At 38.4% G+C, this 20,029-nt stretch carries 14 protein-coding genes; 3 read left to right on the plus strand and 11 right to left on the minus strand.

The features are described from left to right. The first annotated feature begins 177 nt into the window (after nucleotides 1-177). On the plus strand, nucleotides 178-1,893 hold the full coding sequence (locus OC457_RS07105; RefSeq protein ID WP_080175166.1) for an AAA family ATPase: 1,716 nt from the start codon (nucleotides 178-180) through the stop codon (nucleotides 1,891-1,893). Nucleotides 1,894-1,961: 68 nt separating this feature from the next. After that, nucleotides 1,962-2,477, plus strand: a complete 516-nt coding sequence (gene fabA, locus OC457_RS07110; RefSeq protein ID WP_080175165.1) for a 3-hydroxyacyl-[acyl-carrier-protein] dehydratase FabA — start codon at nucleotides 1,962-1,964, stop codon at nucleotides 2,475-2,477. 327 nt (nucleotides 2,478-2,804) lie between these two features. Here the strand turns inward: fabA and rmf are convergent, their stop codons facing one another. The 8 genes from rmf to pepN all read right to left on the minus strand — a co-directional run bounded on the left by rmf (nucleotide 2,805) and on the right by pepN (nucleotide 14,637). Beyond that, a complete protein-coding gene (gene rmf / locus OC457_RS07115) occupies nucleotides 2,805-2,978 on the minus strand; it encodes a ribosome modulation factor (RefSeq protein WP_045029021.1) in 174 nt (57 codons plus the stop codon). A 171-nt stretch (nucleotides 2,979-3,149) separates the two neighbouring features. Then, nucleotides 3,150-5,177 (minus strand): DUF3466 family protein, encoded by a 2,028-nt coding sequence (locus OC457_RS07120; protein WP_080175164.1) that lies wholly within the window; start codon nucleotides 5,175-5,177, stop codon nucleotides 3,150-3,152. 11 nt (nucleotides 5,178-5,188) lie between these two features. After that, complete coding sequence (uup, locus tag OC457_RS07125; protein ID WP_080175163.1) at nucleotides 5,189-7,111, minus strand: ATP-binding cassette ATPase Uup; 1,923 nt, start codon at nucleotides 7,109-7,111, stop codon at nucleotides 5,189-5,191. Between the two features lie 6 nt (nucleotides 7,112-7,117). Then, nucleotides 7,118-7,378 carry a glutaredoxin family protein gene (locus OC457_RS07130; RefSeq protein ID WP_080175162.1) on the minus strand — a complete coding sequence of 87 codons (261 nt, stop codon included), beginning with the start codon at nucleotides 7,376-7,378 and terminating at the stop codon, nucleotides 7,118-7,120. After that, complete coding sequence (gene rlmKL, locus OC457_RS07135) at nucleotides 7,379-9,517, minus strand: bifunctional 23S rRNA (guanine(2069)-N(7))-methyltransferase RlmK/23S rRNA (guanine(2445)-N(2))-methyltransferase RlmL (RefSeq protein ID WP_080175161.1); 2,139 nt, start codon at nucleotides 9,515-9,517, stop codon at nucleotides 7,379-7,381. A 626-nt stretch (nucleotides 9,518-10,143) separates the two neighbouring features. Next, nucleotides 10,144-11,154, minus strand: a complete 1,011-nt coding sequence (pyrD, locus tag OC457_RS07140; RefSeq protein WP_080175160.1) for a quinone-dependent dihydroorotate dehydrogenase — start codon at nucleotides 11,152-11,154, stop codon at nucleotides 10,144-10,146. Between the two features lie 516 nt (nucleotides 11,155-11,670). Beyond that, complete coding sequence (locus tag OC457_RS07145; RefSeq protein ID WP_080175235.1) at nucleotides 11,671-11,889, minus strand: DUF2835 domain-containing protein; 219 nt, start codon at nucleotides 11,887-11,889, stop codon at nucleotides 11,671-11,673. A gap of 117 nt (nucleotides 11,890-12,006) precedes the next feature. Continuing rightward, nucleotides 12,007-14,637, minus strand: a complete 2,631-nt coding sequence (gene pepN / locus OC457_RS07150) for an aminopeptidase N (protein WP_080175159.1) — start codon at nucleotides 14,635-14,637, stop codon at nucleotides 12,007-12,009. Nucleotides 14,638-15,016: 379 nt separating this feature from the next. On the opposite strand from pepN, the gene pncB reads away from it, so the two are divergent. Beyond that, the gene (gene pncB / locus OC457_RS07155) at nucleotides 15,017-16,216 is read left to right on the plus strand and encodes a nicotinate phosphoribosyltransferase (RefSeq protein ID WP_080175158.1); all 1,200 of its coding nucleotides are present in this window, start codon (nucleotides 15,017-15,019) and stop codon (nucleotides 16,214-16,216) included. A 157-nt stretch (nucleotides 16,217-16,373) separates the two neighbouring features. On the opposite strand, the gene OC457_RS07160 is transcribed toward pncB, so the two are convergent. From OC457_RS07160 to proQ, 3 genes are all read right to left on the minus strand, one after another. Then, entirely contained in the window at nucleotides 16,374-17,039 is a 666-nt protein-coding gene (locus OC457_RS07160; protein ID WP_080175157.1) for a lipocalin family protein, read from the minus strand. Nucleotides 17,040-17,286: 247 nt separating this feature from the next. Beyond that, the gene (prc, locus tag OC457_RS07165) at nucleotides 17,287-19,290 is read right to left on the minus strand and encodes a carboxy terminal-processing peptidase (protein WP_080175156.1); all 2,004 of its coding nucleotides are present in this window, start codon (nucleotides 19,288-19,290) and stop codon (nucleotides 17,287-17,289) included. Nucleotides 19,291-19,308: 18 nt separating this feature from the next. Further along, a complete protein-coding gene (gene proQ, locus OC457_RS07170) occupies nucleotides 19,309-19,941 on the minus strand; it encodes an RNA chaperone ProQ (RefSeq protein ID WP_080175155.1) in 633 nt (210 codons plus the stop codon). Between the last annotated feature and the right edge of the window lie 88 nt (nucleotides 19,942-20,029).

A 20,029-nucleotide genomic window follows, 5' to 3' on the forward strand; every position in this document is an offset into this window, starting at 1 on the left:
ACTATTTATACTGACCGTTACAGTGTAACTCTTGAGTGGTAAAATGACAATTAATTCTCTGAATATTAAATAACCTTAATAGTGAAATTTAAATATAGACGATAAGTGTCTATTATGAGTCCTTTGATTGCTTTATACTGCACATCTTTTCACAGTAACAATAGAAATCATAAATTTATGCATGAAGAATCTTGGCGTAACATGTTTCCAGATTACAGCCCGTATCAGCACGTATTAGATCAATATGATGATCTAGAACCTACTCTGGTCGGCATCCTTCAATCTCGCTTATCCGATGCTATACGCCGCTTCACCGCGATGAATTTACAGCCACGCATTCTACGCATTACGGCTTCCGATAACACGTTATATCGTGATTACATTATTGAATTGCTAAAAAAAAGTATTAATAAATCAAATGACAATAATGAAAAATCCGTAGAACAACCAATTATCATTGCAGGTGACAACGTCACTCATGAGAAGTTATTTGGCGCAGTTTATCCGGCTAAAAACGGTGAAACACAACCCCAACTAAAATACGGCTTACTCCATCAAGCCCATAATGGCTACCTTGTCTTATCTATTACTGCAATTTTAAGTGACCCAAGCCTCTGGCCACAATTAAAAAATGTTTTAATGAATGGTCAGCTAGAATGGCAACCAATTACAAACAAAAGTCTTTATGAAATACCCTCAGCAGAGACAGTTAATGTTAAGCTTATTATTATAGGTGAACGTTATCTCATGGCTGAACTTGATACTGCTGAGCCTGATTTAGGTGATGGTATGGCTATGTATGGTGAATTTGAGCAAGATCTACTGCTTAATGAAGCCGCAATGACAGATTACATTCGTTATGTAAAAGGTATTAGTCATTATTATGGCCTACCTATGCTGGCTAATTCAGAAGCTATTCACACCCTTTTACTTACAGGAGCTCGTCACGCAGAAGATCAAACTCGGTTGCCATTATGCCCATTGTGGCATTTAAATTTACTCTCAGAAGCATCGGTCGAATCTGAAGGTAATCCAATCACTGCTGAACATCTTAAAGCGTCATTAAGAGCAAAAGAATACCGTGAATCATATTTACCTGAGCGTGCTATTGCAGATATCCATCACGGCCAAGTATTAATTGCCACTGAAGGCGAAGAAGTCGGCCAAGTTAATGGTTTGACTGTTGTAGAAATGCCTGGACATCCTATGGCTTATGGCGAGCCGGCACGTATTTCATGTGTGGTTCACTTTGGTGATGGTGATATTACAGACGTTGAACGAAAAGTTGAACTTGGCGGTAACATTCACGCCAAAGGCATGATGATTATGCAGGCATTCGTTGCTACAGCACTCGATTTAGATCAAGCACTTCCCTACTCAGCATCTATTGTCTTTGAGCAATCCTATTCAGAAGTAGATGGTGATAGCGCTTCTTTAGCTGAGCTTTGTGCTTTAATGTCGGCTTTATCATCACAGCCTATTAATCAAGAAATTGCCGTGACAGGTGCAGTCGATCAATTTGGTCGTGTACAAGCTGTTGGCGGCATTAATCAAAAGATTGAAGGTTTCTATAAGGTTTGTGTTCATCGCGGTCTTACTGGTAATCAGGGCGTTATTTTACCGCATACTAATCTTTCTAGTCTTTGTTTAAATGATGAAGTCATTGAAGCGATCAAAGCAAAACAGTTCCACATTTGGGCTGTAAATGATGTTGATGAAGCTATTCCACTACTTACAGGCAAAGTCTTCCGTAGTGAAAATGAAGATGATGAAACAATCCTCTCTTTAATTGAAGAACGCATTGATTACTTCCATCATGGCGACCTTTCAAATGAAATTGGTATTGTAAATCGACTTAGATTGATGATTTCCAACTGGTTGGGCCAGAACTGATCCGAGTTGTTTAGCGTACACGTGTAAGCTAAATTGCTTGCATACTTTTGAAGGAGTAAATGATTCTAATGACACGCCAGAATTCTTATACACACGAAGAACTAGTTGCATGTGGTAAAAGCGAGCTATACGGTCCTGAATTTCCATCACTACCAGTAGATAATATGCTGATGATTGACCGTGTTGTGAATATCTCTGCTGAAGGTGGAGACCACGGCAAAGGGTTTATCCATGCGGAATTAGATATCAATCCTGAACTATGGTTCTTTAACTGTCACTTCATTGGTGATCCAGTAATGCCAGGTTGTCTTGGCCTTGATGCGATGTGGCAACTTGTCGGCTTCTTCCTTGGTTGGTCTGGCGGTGAAGGCAAAGGTCGTGCACTGGGTGTGGGTGAAGTTAAATTCACAGGTCAGGTATTACCAACCGCAAAAAAAGTAACCTATGATATTCAGCTTAAGCGTGTTATTAACCGTAAGCTAATTATGGGTGTTGCTGATGGTCGCGTACTTGTCGATGGTAAAGAAATCTATGTTGCTAAAGATCTTAAAGTAGGTCTATTCAAAGATACCGACAACTTCTAACTCCATTAAAGCTAATACATTAAAGCTCTGAAGTTTTTCTTCAGAGCTTTTTTTATCGCAAATTTTTATCAATAATACTCTTAACACTATATTTTTTAGTCCACCAGCAACTGTCTGAAATAACATCACTAAATATAGTATAAATTTAACCTCTTGTTGTTTTGCTATCTTATTTAATTATCAATAACAATATCTCAAAAATAGATTGCTTACTCTTCAGTAGTAATAAACCGTAAACTACAAAAATGATAGCAATTGATATTGTTGGCAATAAAAAGCCCCTTCTCCTAAGGGGCATCAGAAAGGTTAACCATGAGGGAGGTTATCTTATTTATAGAGACCCTGTTGCATTTCCTCTCTTGCGTCTCGCCAACCGCCTAACCAATTCGTACGGGCATCTGTACCATTATATGGACAATCTTCTGTAGAACGGCCATTCAAACCGGCTTGATAACCTCGAGCTTGTGCGCGTTCTAAACGATCCCGCTTTTGTCTCTTCATAGTTCGATCCTCATTCCTTATCTGTTGGTACTTTTCATCACAATAAAGCAATGACGGAGTGTGATAACTCCTCTATTAAAAATGGGTCAAATTTAGAGATTGATCAAGCCTAAAAACAAAACGGGCTCACAATTTGTGAGCCCGCTACAATTAAATAATTTAATTAATAAATTACTTTCTTCTTCTGAAACCAATAAAGCCTAATGCTGTCAAAGCCAAAATGCCTAATGAGCCACCAGAACGTTTCAATGGCGATTCTTCATCTTTAGCTCGTGGGTGAATATCATTAGCGGTTGCATCTGCATTAGGGACTAATTTAACAACAACCTGTTGCTCAGTACCATTACAATGTGCAAGTTTGCTTAGATTTTCATAACCACCAGCACAATAAAAGGCTGTTGCTGAAATCACGCCAGCATTATTAATGCCAGTTGCATTCATAATACGGTATGAGTTTGCTACAGAACCAACACCAGCATTTGGATCATTGGTTAAATCATCAAGCATCCAAGCACCACCAGTCTTGAGCGGACCTTGTGCTGTACCATTGATGTAAGTAAAGGCACGATGACGCGTTTCTGTACCATTACTTGCCTGAATATCAACCCAGCCTACAACTTGACCATTATCATTGATCGCAGCTGCATTACTGTTTGAGTCTTTAAAGAAAAGAGACGTATCTAGCGTATCAAAGAACTTAGCGTTACCTTGTCCTACTTGATAGATAAATGCACGTTGTGGTTTTGTGCCGTTACCTTTTGCATCACCAACAATCACAGAACCACTATTAACACCATTAGCTATAGTGTAAGTAAAATCGCGATCATCATCTGGTTTAATATTCAAACCAGGAATAGGTGTCGCAGTCCATGACGCTAAGCTACTATCCTTAGGTGTAAAGTAAGTCGCTTGCATTGCATAGAAGTCATCTCTGACATCTGCAGTCGAATAACCAACAACAATAGGAGTACCATCAGACTTTAGTGCAACTGCTTGTGCCGATGCTTGGAATGATAACGAATCATTATCTTTATCAATAACAGCTAGCCCATCACGATTATTACCACTACCGCTCGTAATTGCGCTAGCTGCTACCGACGTCTTGGTACCATTAGCATCAACGATCCAAAATGCAGCTTCGTTAGCAAAGGTACTAAATTGACATTCCCAGTTAGCATATAGATTGTTAGATGGATTGATCGCACACTGCTTCATTGTGTCAAAATTAAGCGAGTGTGAGTCATTATTCAAAATATTTTTAGAGTTTGGTAACTTATCAGTATCTTCACGATATTTACCATCTCTATCTTTAGCATAAAAACTTGCCGCATAAGATGATGAGCCAACAACAAGTAGCTTACCGTCTAGCTTACCGTTTCTCATAACAACAGCATCGTTAGCTTGTGTCTGACCCATGTTAGATACAAGTTCATTAGACGTTGCTACAGGTGCTAATTGAATTGATTGTCCATTTGCATTAACAAAACCACGCTTGCTAAATGCTCTTGGCTTACCTTTCGCATTTTCAAATAATGCCGATGATGTAATACCATAAACAAAATCAGTACCTACAGTACCTTTTACAATACTGTCTGTAGTATCTGCAATAATGCTACCAAGATTTGCTTTCTGAGTGCCATCATAGTTTGCTGCATCAGTAGCAAAAGCATTTATTGGCGCACCATCAACTAAACCTTGAGTATTTGAATGATAGCCATTAACCCAAGCTGCTTGCTTTTTCTGTAAGCCACCTAAACCTTGACCATTCCACTCATCATTATCAGCATAATCACGACCAAAGAATTGATTTTCAGCCCAAATATTACAAATACCATAACCTAGATTATTATCACAATAACGTTCTAGCTGATATTGGTCGGTTATATCTTGACTATTTTGATTATACGGCGTGGTATCGGCAATTGGCGTACCTTCTGTACCACGACGAGCTTCACTTGTAACTTTATACGCTTCAGTAGTACAAGCAATAGCAAAGCAACTAGGAGCCGTTCCTGAATCTTGAATACCAGTACTTGCATATAAAAGTGCAACACCTGATTGCGCCGTATTAAAATAAGGCTGATCTTTTAATGTACTATTTTGATCAACAGGCACAACAGTATATACAGCAGCACTCGCTTGTGAGGCTCCTGCAATTAAAATAGCAAGTGTAGAAAGCTTTAACATCTTATGTGGCATTAGGATTCCTTTTACATCGCGTCCAGCTCTTCCCATCGTTCAAATGCGACTTCAAACTCTTCTTCTAGCTTAGCTAAAGCTGTTAGCGTTGCTTGAGTATCATTCTTCGGATCCGAGAAGAACGCAGGATCATTAACTTGTTCCTGCAATTTTGCGATTTCATTTTCTAAGTCTTCAATTTTTTGCGGTAAGGCAGCTAACTCATGTTGAAGTGTAAAAGATAACTTCTTACCAGCACGTTTAGGTGTCGCTTGTTGCTGTTTCTGTTCTTGATCAGCTTTTTTCTTTTTTGCTAATTCAATTTGAGCTGCTTGCTCTTTCGCTTGATTAGCATAAGAATTAGCACGCTGAGATTGGGCATCATGGTAACCGCCAACGTATTCGTTAACAACGCCATCGCCTTCAAAAATCCAGCTTGTCGTCACAGTATTATCAACAAATTGACGATCGTGACTCACTAAAAGTAATGTCCCTTGATAATTGGCAAGAATATCTTCCAAAAGTTCCAATGTTTCGATATCTAAATCGTTTGTTGGTTCATCGAGAACCAATAAATTATTAGGTTTAAGGAACAGTTTCGCAAGTAACAAACGGTTCTTCTCACCACCAGATAGTGCTTTAACCGGTGTACGAGCACGACGTGGGTGGAATAGAAAATCTTGTAGGTAACCTAACGCATGACGTGTTTTACCATTAATGGTCACTTCTTGCTTACCATCAGCAAGGTTATCCATTACCGTTTTCTCTGGATCTAGAATTTCACGGTATTGGTCAAAGTAAGCCACTTCAAGCTTAGTACCACAATGGAAATGCCCTTCTGTTGCTTGTAATTTATCAAGCATCACTTTAATCAGCGTACTCTTACCACAACCGTTAGGACCAATCAGTGCAATACGATCGCCACGCATAACATTAAAGCTAAAGTCTTTAATGATTTGCTTATCACCGTAACTATAACCGATATTTTTAGCTTCAAAGACAATCTTACCTGAACGGTTCGCATCTTGTAGCTGCATATCAGCCTTACCTACAACGTCACGACGTTCACTACGCTCATTACGTAATGCTTTAAGCGCACGTACACGACCTTCATTACGCGTACGACGAGCTTTGATACCTTGACGGATCCATACTTCTTCTTGCGCTAGTTTCTTATCAAATAATGCGTTTTGTTCTTCTTCTACACGTAACAACTCAGCTTTAGCGTCTAAGTAAGCTTCATAGTCACCAGGGAAAGACACTAATTGACCACGATCTAAATCAATAATACGTGTTGCCATTGAACGAATGAATGCACGGTCGTGAGAAATAAAGATAATTGAACCACGGAAATCTTTTAGGAAACCTTCTAGCCATTCAATCGTTGTCACGTCAAGGTGGTTCGTTGGCTCATCCAATAAAAGGATATCAGGATCACATACAAGTGCACGAGCAAGTGCCGCTTTACGTTGCCAACCACCAGAAAGATCGGTTAACAAAGTATGTGGTTCTAATTTTAAACTCTCTAGTACTGCAGCAATACGTGTATCTAGCTGCCAACCATTATGATGGTCAACTTGTTCTTGAATACGCGCTAGCTTATTAATGTTCGCTTCACTTGGATCTTCTGTCACTAAATCTAACTGGTGATGATATTCACGTAATACACGACCAGCGTCAGCAAGACCTTCAGCAACATAATCAAATACTGAGCCTTCAGCATTACGCGGTGGATCTTGCTCTAAGCGTGAAACCACCAGCTCGTTTTGACGTTGAATGCTACCGTCATCAAGTAATACTTCACCAGCGATCACTTTCATTAACGTTGATTTACCTGCGCCATTACGGCCAACAAGACAAACACGCTCATGTGAATGAAGAAGAAACTCTGCTTTATCAAGTAGAGCATGATCGCCGTAGGCTAGTTGGGCGTTACTGATTTTAATTAGTGCCATCTTATTTTAACCAAGCTTATTAATAGTTAACCATGCTGCTAATCTATTCCGATCAAACGGCCAATGAAGTTCTGGCTCAAGAATAGAGTGATCATCATGATTTGAAATTGAGAGTACGGGTATGATTACACCGTAACGAGAGAATAAAGCATCGTCAAAGGCAATATCAACGATGCTTACTTGCTGTTGCACCCCCATCTCCACCAGCAAACCATAAGCTTGCTCGCAGAGATGACATCCTTGTGTGCTATAAAGTGTGATTAACACTTAGTCTTCCTTGTGGGTAATAATCCAACAGTTATGAATTTGCTTATTCTTAGCGAAATCAAGTGGTAAAGTCTTGTCTGAAATGTTCTTAGCTTGTAGGCCAAGTTCAGTCAGTTTTTCAAGATCCATCTTGAAATGACGCTTGTTGTTAGAGAATACAATCTGTCCTTCTGGACGTAGCATACGCTTTAAGTTTTCCATTAACATGATGTGATCACGTTCAATGTCAAACGTCTGCTTCATACGCTTAGAGTTTGAGAACGTTGGTGGATCGATAAAAATCAGATCAAACGTATCATCAACTTCTTGTAGCCACTGTAGACAATCAGCTTGAACAAACTCATGTTGATCACCCACTTGGTTATTAAGCTCCATGTTCTCTTGAGCCCAACGCAAGTAAGTATTCGACATATCAACCGTTGTTGTTGATTTAGCGCCACCTACTGCTGCATGAACGGTTGCAGAGCCAGTGTAAGCAAACAAGTTAAGGAAATCTTTACCTGCCGCCATTTTACCTAGCATACGACGCGTAATGCGGTGATCTAAGAATAGGCCTGTATCAAGGTAATCATAAAGATTCACTTTAAACTTAATACCGTATTCATCCACTGTCATGTGACGTTCTGCACTTGATAGCTTTTGGTATTGATTACGGCCTTTTTGACGCTCACGTACTTTTAAAATAACTTTATTTGGCTCAACACCTGTTACTTCAATCGTGGCACGTAATACATCCATAATACGACGACGGGCTGTTTCTTCAGAAACCGTCTTTGGTGCTGCGTATTCTTGAATGATAAGGTAATCATTGTATTTATCGATAGCCGCATTGTAGTTAGGAAGATCCGCATCATAAATACGGTAACACTCAACGCCTTCACGCTTAGCCCACTTACCTAACTTGGCAATATTCTTCTTCAAACGATTAGCAAAATCTGGTGCTACGTCTTCTTGAACAATAACGCCTTCTTTTTCGCCGTCTTCTTTCTTAACACTACCTGCTGTAATTAAGTATGTTTTCAGTACACAATCTAATGCACCGTTACTTAATTTAAATTGTTTGTCTGCACGCATACGCATACAACTTAACAATTCATTAGAGCCAGAGTAGATAGCCGCAACTGAACCTTCAAAGGCAAGTTTTAAACGATTACCAAACTCTTTGTACAATGAGATAAGTTCAGATGTTGTACCTAAACGCTCACCGTAAGGAGGGTTACAAAGAATGATGCCTGTATCAAAGCCTTCTGGGCGAATCAGTTGTGTTGCATCACCGTATGCAAAGTCAATCAGACTCTTCACACCAGCACGACCAGCGTTATCACGAGCGATGGCTAATACACGTTGATCCATTTCACGACCAAAGAACTTGGTCGTTACTTTTGATGGACCACGACGCGCTTTCACTGTCGCTTCTGCATGAATTTCTAACCATGCTTCTTTATCAAAGTCTTTAATTGACTCAAAGCCCCAACGCTTACGTTTAAGGCCTGGTGCAATTTCAGCAGCCATCATAGCGGCTTCAATCACTAACGTACCAGAACCACACATTGGATCTAACAATGCTGTTTCTGGTGTCCAGCCACTTTTCATCACCAATGCAGCAGCATGGGTTTCACGCAAAGGCGCACGACCAGCTTCACTACGGTAACCACGTTGGTGTAAACCACTACCCGCCATATCTAGACCAAGAATACCTTTCTCACCAGAAAGACGCATATGAATACGTAGATCTGGATTTTCACGATCGATATTTGGACGACGAAGATCGGCTTTAGTAAAGCGGTCAACAATCGCATCTTTGATTTTCATCGCGCCGTATTGGCTATTACGGATTTCGCGGTTAGTACCATTGAAATCAACCACAATACGAGTATTGCTATCAAAGTGGCTCATCCAATTAATTGCCGTTGCACCTAAGTATAAGTCCATATCATCACGGACATTAAACTCACTCAACACTTGGATGATTCGAGAGGAAATACGTGTCCATAGACAGCAACGATAAGCCATTGCTTGATCGGCTTTAAAACGGACACCGGCATGCACAACTTGAATGTTTTGTGCACCTAATTGTTCTAGTTCATCCGCAAGCAAGTTTTCTAGGCCGCGGGAAGTAATCGCTAAATATTGATTCATGGCGTTCTTTTCACACTAATATTGCGTCGAATTATAACTGAAATCACATTAAATACCTCGTTTTTACCACAATCAATTAATTAATTAGGTAAAAAAAGCAGCCTTTAATCTTCGAACAAGAGGCTATCCCTGTTATTTGAACATAAATACAGCGTAAATATTAGCAAGCAGTGTTTCTCTATCGTCATCATCATTACTATCCCCGAAAGGAAACAAGATGTTGAAAAATCGCATTTACCACATAAAAAAATGTCATAAAAACACTTACCAACAAAAAAATAATAATTAATGTATTGATTTAAAAAGCGTTAATAACAATTTCATTAATAATGGTGCATTAAATAATATATAGATAAAAACACATACAACTTAAAAATTGAAGTAAGAAGAATAATCTAGGGATTAGCCCACCAGCAACAAACGGAATTAAATTTAGGAGGGTTAAACAAAAGACATTCGATAACGAGACACCTTGATAAGGATATCGCCGAACAAGAAATAATGGTGGATAAATAAGATGGGAATAGGTAATTAAAGGGCTAAAAGGGTCATTTACGGCATAAAAAAACCAAACTGAACATCATGCCCAATTTGGTTTAATAATAAGGTTACATCACATAATCACATTAAAGACCGTTAACAATGTCTTTCACTAAACGTGGACCTTGGTAGATAAAGCCCGTATAGACTTGAACTAATTGTGCACCAGCTTGGATTTTTTCACGTGCAGCCATAGCAGAGTCAATACCACCAACACCAATAATCGGTAATGCGCCATTCAAAGCAATTGCCATTTTACGAATAACATCAGTACTCTTATTTTGTAATGGACGACCACTTAAGCCGCCCATTTCATCACAATGATCCATACCTTCAACCAAAGAGCGATCTAGTGTGGTATTAGTACCAATAACGCCATCAATCTTATTACGTATTAATGACTCACAAACCTGAACAATTTCTTGGTCATCAAGATCAGGCGCAATTTTAAGTGCCAATGGAACATACTTGCCATGTAATTCAGCAAGCTCAGTTTGTTTTTGTTTTAATTGTAATAATAAATCATCTAACGCTTCACCATATTGTAGTGAACGTAATCCAGGTGTATTTGGTGATGAGATGTTGACAGCAATATAACCTGCGTACTGATAAACTTTTTCCATACAGATTAAATAGTCTTCAGCACCCTTTTCAATTGGCGTATCTTTATTCTTACCAATGTTAATACCGATAACGCCGTCATAATTTGATTTCTTTACATTCTCAACCAGATTATCAACACCAAGGTTATTAAAACCAAAACGGTTAATAATACCTTCAGCAGGAATCAACCGGAATAAACGCGGTTTATCATTACCTGACTGAGGGCGTGGTGTTACAGTACCAACTTCAACAAAACCAAATCCCATTGCGCCAAATGCATCAATACATTCACCATTTTTATCAAGGCCTGCAGCTAGACCGACAGGATTTTTAAACATAATACCCATAACTTCAACAGGACGCTCAGGAACATGTTGACGATAGAAGAGATCAAGTGGAGTACCAGTAAAGCGAGAAAAATTCTGAATAGCGAGGTCGTGTGCTTTTTCTGCATCCAACTGGAAAATAGCGGATCGTGCGATGCGATATAACATTATAACTCCATTAAAAATCCCGTATAAACGGGGTGGTATTATTCACAGTTATAAGGCTAAATACAATCCCTATTCACTTGATTATTATCAATAAAACATAGACTTAGATTTTATATCAATATTTACAATGGCTTATAAGTCGCTTAATTTTTAAATTATGGTAATTACAAGCAAACGTTTTCGTACGCCAAGAGTAAATATACATTTTCAAAGCATTTCTATTACATAATCAACATCAATTAATACATTTTATTTACGATAGAAGAAAAACCATCACTTTAGCTTTTAGCTTTAAGCTTTAAAAATAAGTACACAAAACGTAGCCATACACATAAATAATAATGGCGATGTATCCCCCCCTTACTTTTGCTTCTATTTAATTCCACCAGCTTTAATTAAACGAGGCTAATGATGGCATTTATCGAATGACGAATAATGCCAGCTTAATGAAATAGCACGCATTAATTGAATATTGTCCATTCTTAGCTACGATTAGAAACAAAACAAAAAATACAATTAAAGACGTTCGATAACCTCAAGTTTGTTATCACTATTGACAATGACGCGAAATTTCCCACAGATGCCAGCATGAGTTAAAAACCCTCGTAATTTTATCGCTGGAAGTTGAAGCTTTAAGCCAGTATCAGTTAACACCACCACACTACTGGCGGCCCCTGAATAATGTTGCAGGAAAAGGTTGTAACTCATATTAATGGTAAACGTAAAACTGCGGATAACAAATTCCCTCATTTATTGTTATGTAAGATATTTAAAACGATAGAATAAAATAAAAGCCAGTGCCGATTATCGGTCACTGGCCTTCATTTATAATCACGTTACATCATCAATTGCTTATTTTTGATCAAGTGCTTTTTGTACTTTTTCAAACAAGTCTTTAGCTAGATTATCCATCGCTGCTAATTTTTCCAGTTGCTCTCTCATCAATTGTTGACGATTAGCATCATATTGACGAAGTTTAAGTAAAGGCTCGATCAAACGAGCTGCTACTTGCGGATTGCTGGTGTTTAAAATCGTTAGAATCTCAGTTAAAAATGCATAACCTGAACCATCTTTAGCATGAAAATGTACTGGGTTATTAACACTAAAACCAGCCACTAAGCTACGAGTACGGTTAGGATTTTTCAAACTAAATGTCGGATGATTCATAGTATGACGCACATTTTCTAATGCGTCTGCCGCAGGGTTGGTACCTTGCAACATAAACCATTTATCCATGACTAAGCCATCATGACTCCACTTATTGCTGAAATCAGCCATTTGTTCTGCACGGCAATCTAGTTGAGCATTGTTGGCTGCTGACATTGCTGCCATAGTATCAGTCATGTTGTCAGCCGCTTTATATTGCGCAGCAACAAGTGCTTCACCTTGCGCAGTATATGCTAAGTACGACAAACATTTATTCCGCAATGCACGTTGAGCCATTGCTGCATGCTCAAGACTATAGTGCGCTTGAGTTAAGCTGTGATAAATGGCACTAAACTCATCTTCCATTTCAGATGCAAGCAATTGTGTAAATGCCCCCACAACCTGATTAATGGCATCGACATCAACCGTTGTATACCAACCTGCAATTTCATTTTCACTTGGCAGTGTTAGCATTTCAGCAATAAACGCAGGATCAAGATTTTCATCCAGTAAGGCACCACGGAACGCATCAATAACAGCATCAGGTAAAGTGACAGCGTGTCCTTGTTGTACTTGGGTTACATTTTGACGAATATATTTCGCCAATAGCATTTGTCCTGCATCCCAACGAGCAAATTCATTTGACGCATGAACCATTAAGAAAATTAACTCATCATCAGTGTAATCATATTCTAAGATCACTGGTGCTGAAAATTCACGCAACATTGAAATCACAGGCTGCTCTGCAATATTATCAAACACAAAGGTTTGCTCGGCTTCTTTTATATCCAGTACATTATGAACAGGTTGACCATTCATTTGTAAAGCAATCACTTCACCTTTGCTATTGTATAACTCAATATCAAAAGGAATATGCAGCGGCTGTTTTTCAACTTGCTCTGCTGTTGCAGGAGTTTGCTGTTTAATAGTGACAGCGTAACTCTTAGCGTCTGCGTCATAAGCCGTAGAAACACTAACAACAGGTGTACCTGCTTGACCGTACCAACGACGGAAACGGCTTAAATCAATACCAGAAGCATCTTCCATCGCTTGTACAAAATCATCACATGTTGCGGCAGTGCCGTCATGACGATCAAAATACAATTTCATGCCTGCTTGGAAATTTGCTTCACCCAATAGAGTATGTAGCATACGGATCACTTCACTGCCCTTTTCATACACTGTTAAGGTGTAGAAATTATTCATCTGAATCACTTTTTCAGGACGAATTGGGTGTGACATTGGACCACGATCTTCAGCAAATTGCGGACCACGGACAATACGCACATTCGCAATACGATTAACAGGTCGAGAGCCTAAATCTGAAGAAAATTCTTGATCACGGAAAACCGTTAAGCCTTCTTTTAAGCTTAATTGGAACCAATCACGACAAGTAACACGATTACCAGTCCAATTGTGGAAATATTCATGACCAATCACCGCTTCAATACCTTGATAATCAGTATCGGTAGCAGTGTTTGGGTTGGCTAATACAAATTTAGAGTTAAAGACATTTAGGCCTTTATTCTCCATAGCCCCCATATTGAAGAAATCAACCGCGACAATCATGTAGATATCAAGATCGTATTCAAGGCCAAAACGTTCTTCGTCCCACTTCATTGAGTTTTTAAGTGATGTCATCGCATAATCAGCGCGATCCAAATTACCCTTATCGACAAAGATTTCTAACGCAACATCACGACCACTCATGGTAGTGAATGTGTCACGCAAAACATCAAAATCACCGGCAACTAAAGCAAATAAGTATGACGGTTTTGGAAATGGGTCTTGCCATTGAACCCAATGACGACCGTTATCAAGATCGCCTTCCGCAATACGGTTACCATTACTTAGCATATAAGGGAATGCAACCTTATATGCAATAATTTTAGTTGTGAAACGTGCTAATACATCTGGGCGATCTAAATAAAACGTAATACGACGGAAGCCTTCTGCTTCACACTGCGTACAGAAACCACCACCAGACTTATATAAACCTTCAAGTAGTGTATTTGCTTCTGGATTAATTTCTGTCGTGATCGCTAATTCAAAATCAGCAGGAAGATTTGTTAAGGTCAAATGCCCTGACTGCTGGTGGTAGTCTTGCCAAGCTTGACCATTCACCGTCACGCTTATCAATGTTAAATCATCACCATCTAACACTAACTCAGCATTTGCTTGATCGCTAAGTCGTACAACATGACTAATAGCAACAACTGTTGTTTTGGTATCATGAAGGTCAAATGTCAGATCGATATCCGTAATAGTATAATCAGGCGAGCGATAGTCTGAACGATATTTAGCTGCAGGTTGAGTCACAGTAGAATGTTCTGTCATTATTTTTATATCCTTTATGATTTGCTCAAATGCTGCATGCACGAGCTACCAATTAATGTTGATTCTTATACAATAATATTGTGTCATCAATAACACTTTTCAAGCTTAAATGAATAGACATGGCTATTATCCGTAACGTAATCGTTTCCGTACTTTCATTGCGATACACGTTAAGATGATTAATGCAACAGTCACAATGGGTAAACTTGATATTCCTTGACGAAGTTCACCTCTTAGGTCACAATCTCACACCAGTTAAATAGTTTAGTTATTTATTTACTAAACCTTATAAACCATGTCCAAGACATTGAATTTAAAGATCCTATAATTATAAAAATAAATTCTTTAAGTTTATTAATTTGAGTATCTATTACCAGGTATGAATAATAACAGACACAATAATAGGGTTATCGACTCCCTGCTAGATACTGATGCTTATAAATTGCATATGCAACAAGCAGTTTTTCATCAATACCCAGGCGTTGAAGCTGTAGCAGAATTTCATTGTCGTAGCGAAGAAGATCTACGCCCATACGCTGCTGAAATTAAAGCACAAATTGATCACATTGCAACCTTATCCTTCACTCAAGGTGAACTCGATTACCTATCGACTCTAACTTTTTTCCATGCTGATTACCTTGCGTTTTTAAAAAATTTCAAACTTAAGGCTAATGATGTTGAAATTGATACTTCAGGTAATCAACTCGCTATTACTATTCGTGGCACATGGCTTGATGTCATTTTATGGGAAGTACCTTTACTTGCCATTATTTGTGAAATCCGCTGCAAACATCTTTACCCACAAGCAACAGCTGCCATTGCTATTGAACAATTAAAAACTAAGATTGACCGTTTTTATCATGATGCGAAAGACTGTGATTTAAGCCAATTTGCATTAGTTGATTTTGGTACTCGTCGTCGCTTTTCTAAAGATGTTCATCACCATGTAGTTGATTATTTAAAAGATAACATGCCTGAATTTAAAGGCACATCGAATTACTACTTAGCTTACACTCGCGGATTGACCCCTGTTGGTACTCAAGCTCATGAGTGGTTCCAAGCTCATCAACAACTTTCAGGTGAATTGGCTGATTCTCAGCAATTAGCACTTAATCGTTGGTTACAAGAATACCCGCATGATTTAGGTATTGCATTAACAGACTGTATCAATATGGATGCTTTCTTACGCGATTTCGATCAGCGTCTTTCAGAGCGTTTTATTGGTTTACGCCATGATAGTGGTGATCCTATTTCTTGGGGTGAAAAAGCGATTGCTCATTACCAAGACTTAAATATTGATCCAAAAACAAAATCGTTAGTTTTTTCAGACAGCTTAACACTTGATAAAGCGTTAGTGATTTACAAACATTTTAATGACCATATCAATGTTAGCTTCGGTATTGGTACACAACTTACTTGTGATCTACCTGATGTAAAAACATTAAATGTTGTTTTAAAACTAACAGAATGTGAAGGTCGACCTGTCGCTAAAATCTCTGATGAACCAGGGAAAAGTATTTGCCGTGATGAAAACTATCTTGATCAATTACGTACTGCATTCAAGTTAGTGAACGAATAATGACAGTAACAGCACTATAAATTAAATAAAAAAGCGAACAGTTCTTGTTCGCTTTTTTGTTTTTTAATTTTTCCCGTCATTATCTTTTTCTTCTTCATTATCATAATAATCGTGATCGTTCACTGTTTCTGTTTCTGTTTCGCTCTATTTTATATATTTATTCTCTGTTTAATATAGCTTCCATACCAAAATGTTTATTCGTTAACGTTAACGTATCATGCCCATTTAATACAAAATGATTATCTTGTTGCCCTTCTTCATACAACAATACAATTTGATCATCTTCCAAATAATATACGCCACGGTGCTCTTTTGTTTTACCCGCTTGATTGGATATCTCTGCCGAAAATAAAAAATCAGGCCGTAATGATAATGCAAATTCTGAAATATTATCCGCAACGTCCTGCCCTGAAATATTTGTTGTTCGCCAGTTACCCGCTAAATGCTCAGGTGCTAACTTTGTAAATTGAGCACCATCAAGAACGAAACGATTATAGTTAAGTAAATAGGTATGCATTTGGTCATCGTTACCGGATGAAATAAAAGTAATATGCGTTTCATCAATATCATAATTACCTGTCCACTGTTCAACCTTTCCATCAATCCGCAATAAGCGCATTGAGAATTGATAATCAGATTTAAACATCACATGCATTGCACGATAACTCTCACCTTCGCTCTCAACCCCTTTTTGTTGATTACTAAACCAGTACCAATTGCCTAATAAAAAGGGATAATCAAATTCAGTAATATCATCAGCAACAGTATTACAGCTAAAAAAACTTAAGATAACTATCCAAAAAAAATAAAATGTCTTCATCATACGCAATTCCCCTCGCTTAACATTTCGTTCTTATTGGCCTCTTCTAATCAAAGGCCTCATACTTAAAGCTAGTTGGGAAACCTATTTTTCGATGAAAAATATGCGTGATATCACACTTTGTAATTTAATCTATCTCAATAATAAGACATTAACAGTGTAGATAAAAATTAGAGATAAAAAAAGCGCTCCGAAGAGCGCTTTAAATAATAGAGACATCAACAAAATAATGTCTTTCCGTTAATCATTATTACGATTGTTTTTGATTACTAAAATCAGCCGTCATCGCAACAGCTTCATCAAGATAAACATCTGGAGCCTCATAATCTTTTGGCACCGCATCCAAATCAGCAAAAGGTTTTTTACCTAATACTTTTTGACGTTTATTTAAGCGGGCTAAACGATCTGAATCTTCTTTATCTTGTTCAGCGATACGTGTCTTTTCATTCAATGAAATCGTATTGATATCTTTTTCCTTTTTATAGATCAAAATATCTTCATTGATAAAACCAAACTCCATATTATTTTTAATACGAGCCTGGTGCTCTGCTGTTAGTATCGGTATCAGCGTACTGTAATTATGTAACTTTTTATAACCTGCAGGCTTTATACTATCCCAAGGTAATGCGTTATCTTCAACACTCTCTCCCGTTTCAGCAGGATCAATAGCTGAAGGGAAAGAAATATCAGGTACAACACCTAGATTCTGAGTACTTCCACCATTAATACGGTAGAATTTTTGAATAGTATATTGAACATGACCTAACGGTTTATCAAATAAATCATAAAGATGATTCAATGACCGGTGTTGCTGCACCGTACCTTTACCAAAAGATTGTTCACCTAAAACAATAGCACGTCCGTAATCTTGCATCGCAGCAGCAAAAATTTCTGATGCTGAGGCACTATAGCGATTAATTAAGACCGTTAATGGACCATCAAATGAGACTTGATCATCTGAATCACTATTAACTTTAATTCGACCATAGCTGTCTCGAACTTGCACGACAGGTCCACTTGAGATAAAGAGTCCTGTTAATGCAGTCGCTTCAGTTAGAGCACCACCACCGTTATTACGTAAGTCGATCACAACACCATCAACTTTCTGATCATTTAATTTAATCAGTTCTTTTTTGGTGTCTTCTGATAGTCCCACATAAAAGCTTGGAATTTCAAGCACACCTATTTTTTTACCATCGATAGTTTTCACTTCCGACTTCGCTGCACGATCTTCAAGACGAATCTTGTCACGCACAATAGTTACGGTGTAACTCTTTGCATTATTGCCTTCAGGTAGTATATCCAGAATAACCTTACTGCCTTTCGGCCCTTTGATTAACTGCACAACATCGTCAAGACGCCAACCAATTACATCAACAATTTTCTTGCCTTCTTGGCCTACGCCAATAATGCGATCACCTGCTGTAATTTTTTTCGAGCTTGCCGCGGGTCCACCAGCAACTAAAGAACGAATTTTGGTATAGTCATCTTCAACCTGTAATACTGCGCCAATTCCTTCTAATGACAGATTCATTTCTGCCTGAAATTGTTCAGCATTACGTGGCGATAAGTAACTTGTATGTGGATCGACCTCACGTGAAAAAGCATTCATATATAACTGAAATACATCTTCACTGTGTGTTTGTGTTAGACGTTTAATGGCATTGTTATAGCGTTTAGTTAACGTCTTTTGAATTTCAGGCCACTTTTTTCCTGCAAGCTTAAGATTTAGCGCATCGTATTTAACACGTTGTCGCCAAATCTCATTCAGTTCAGTATCGTTTTTAGGCCATTCAAGCTCTGAACGATCAATAACAAAATCATCTTTATCGTCAAATTTTATTTCAGTATCAAGTTGCGTAAGTGCAAATTGATACCGTTCAAAACGACGCTGAAGCACTTTATTAAAAATATCAAACGCAGCGGATGTATTCCCTGATTTAAGCTGATCATCTAACTGGTTTTTCCATTTACCAAACTGTTCGACATCTGTAGCATTAAGAAAGCTTTTATTATAATCAAGCATTTCAATATAACGATTGAATACTTGTCCAGAGAACTGATCATCAAGTGTAAAATGCTTATAGTGGGAACGCATATAACGCGAAGCCACCCTTGTGCTCGCCGTTGCATGCTGTTTTTCAGGAGCAAGATGCGGCACATCACTTGATGCATATTTAGCCTCAGCGGCTTGAACCGAAGCTGCTAGCATCATGCCAGCAGCTATCAGTGAGAAACGGAATCGACAATTCATGTGTCGCGCATTCTCCCTTTATGAACGCAAGTGCTCCGCTTTAACAGCCATTACTAGACCATTATTTAAACGAACTCGCACGTCGTCCTTGTTAATTTCAACAATAGTCGCAGGCATGTTACCTGAACCCATGTTCACTTGAACATTCTTGCCTACGATTACTTCATCAGCATTAAGCGCACGTGTTGTCTCTACAGGCTTCTTCTTAATAGTAGCTGTTTTTGGCTTAGTGTTACTAGATTTAGCTGTTTTTGCACGTGTTTTTTTAGCTTCGCCTTCTTTAGCCGCTTTTGCAATTGCTTGCTCTTTACGACGAGTGCGTACTTTAGCCTTGCTTTCTTCTAAAGCTTTAAGCGCATGATCAACGTGCTCTTGCTCTAGAACATCACAATCATTACCATCTAGATCAACACGGTTCACACCCGCTTTAACACCGTGAAGGTAACGCCAAGAAGATGTGTATTGACGTAAAGCTGTACGTAGTTGAGTCTTGCTTACTTTTGGATCTTCGTTTAGACGCTCTGCAAGATCTTGGAAGATACCAATTTTAAGTGGCTTAGCTTCACCTTCAACAGTGAAACATTTTGGGAAACGCTCAGCGATGTATGCAATAACTTCTTTACTGTTCGTTAACTTTTCAGAGTTTTCCATGGAGTTTCCTGACATAAACGAGGATTGCTCGTTATTTGTGCTTTGTTCAAAAAGAAATAGTGCTGCTATTATAATTACCTAACGCGGA

This window comes from Photobacterium toruni (assembly GCF_024529955.1).
Lineage (GTDB): Bacteria > Pseudomonadota > Gammaproteobacteria > Enterobacterales > Vibrionaceae > Photobacterium > Photobacterium toruni.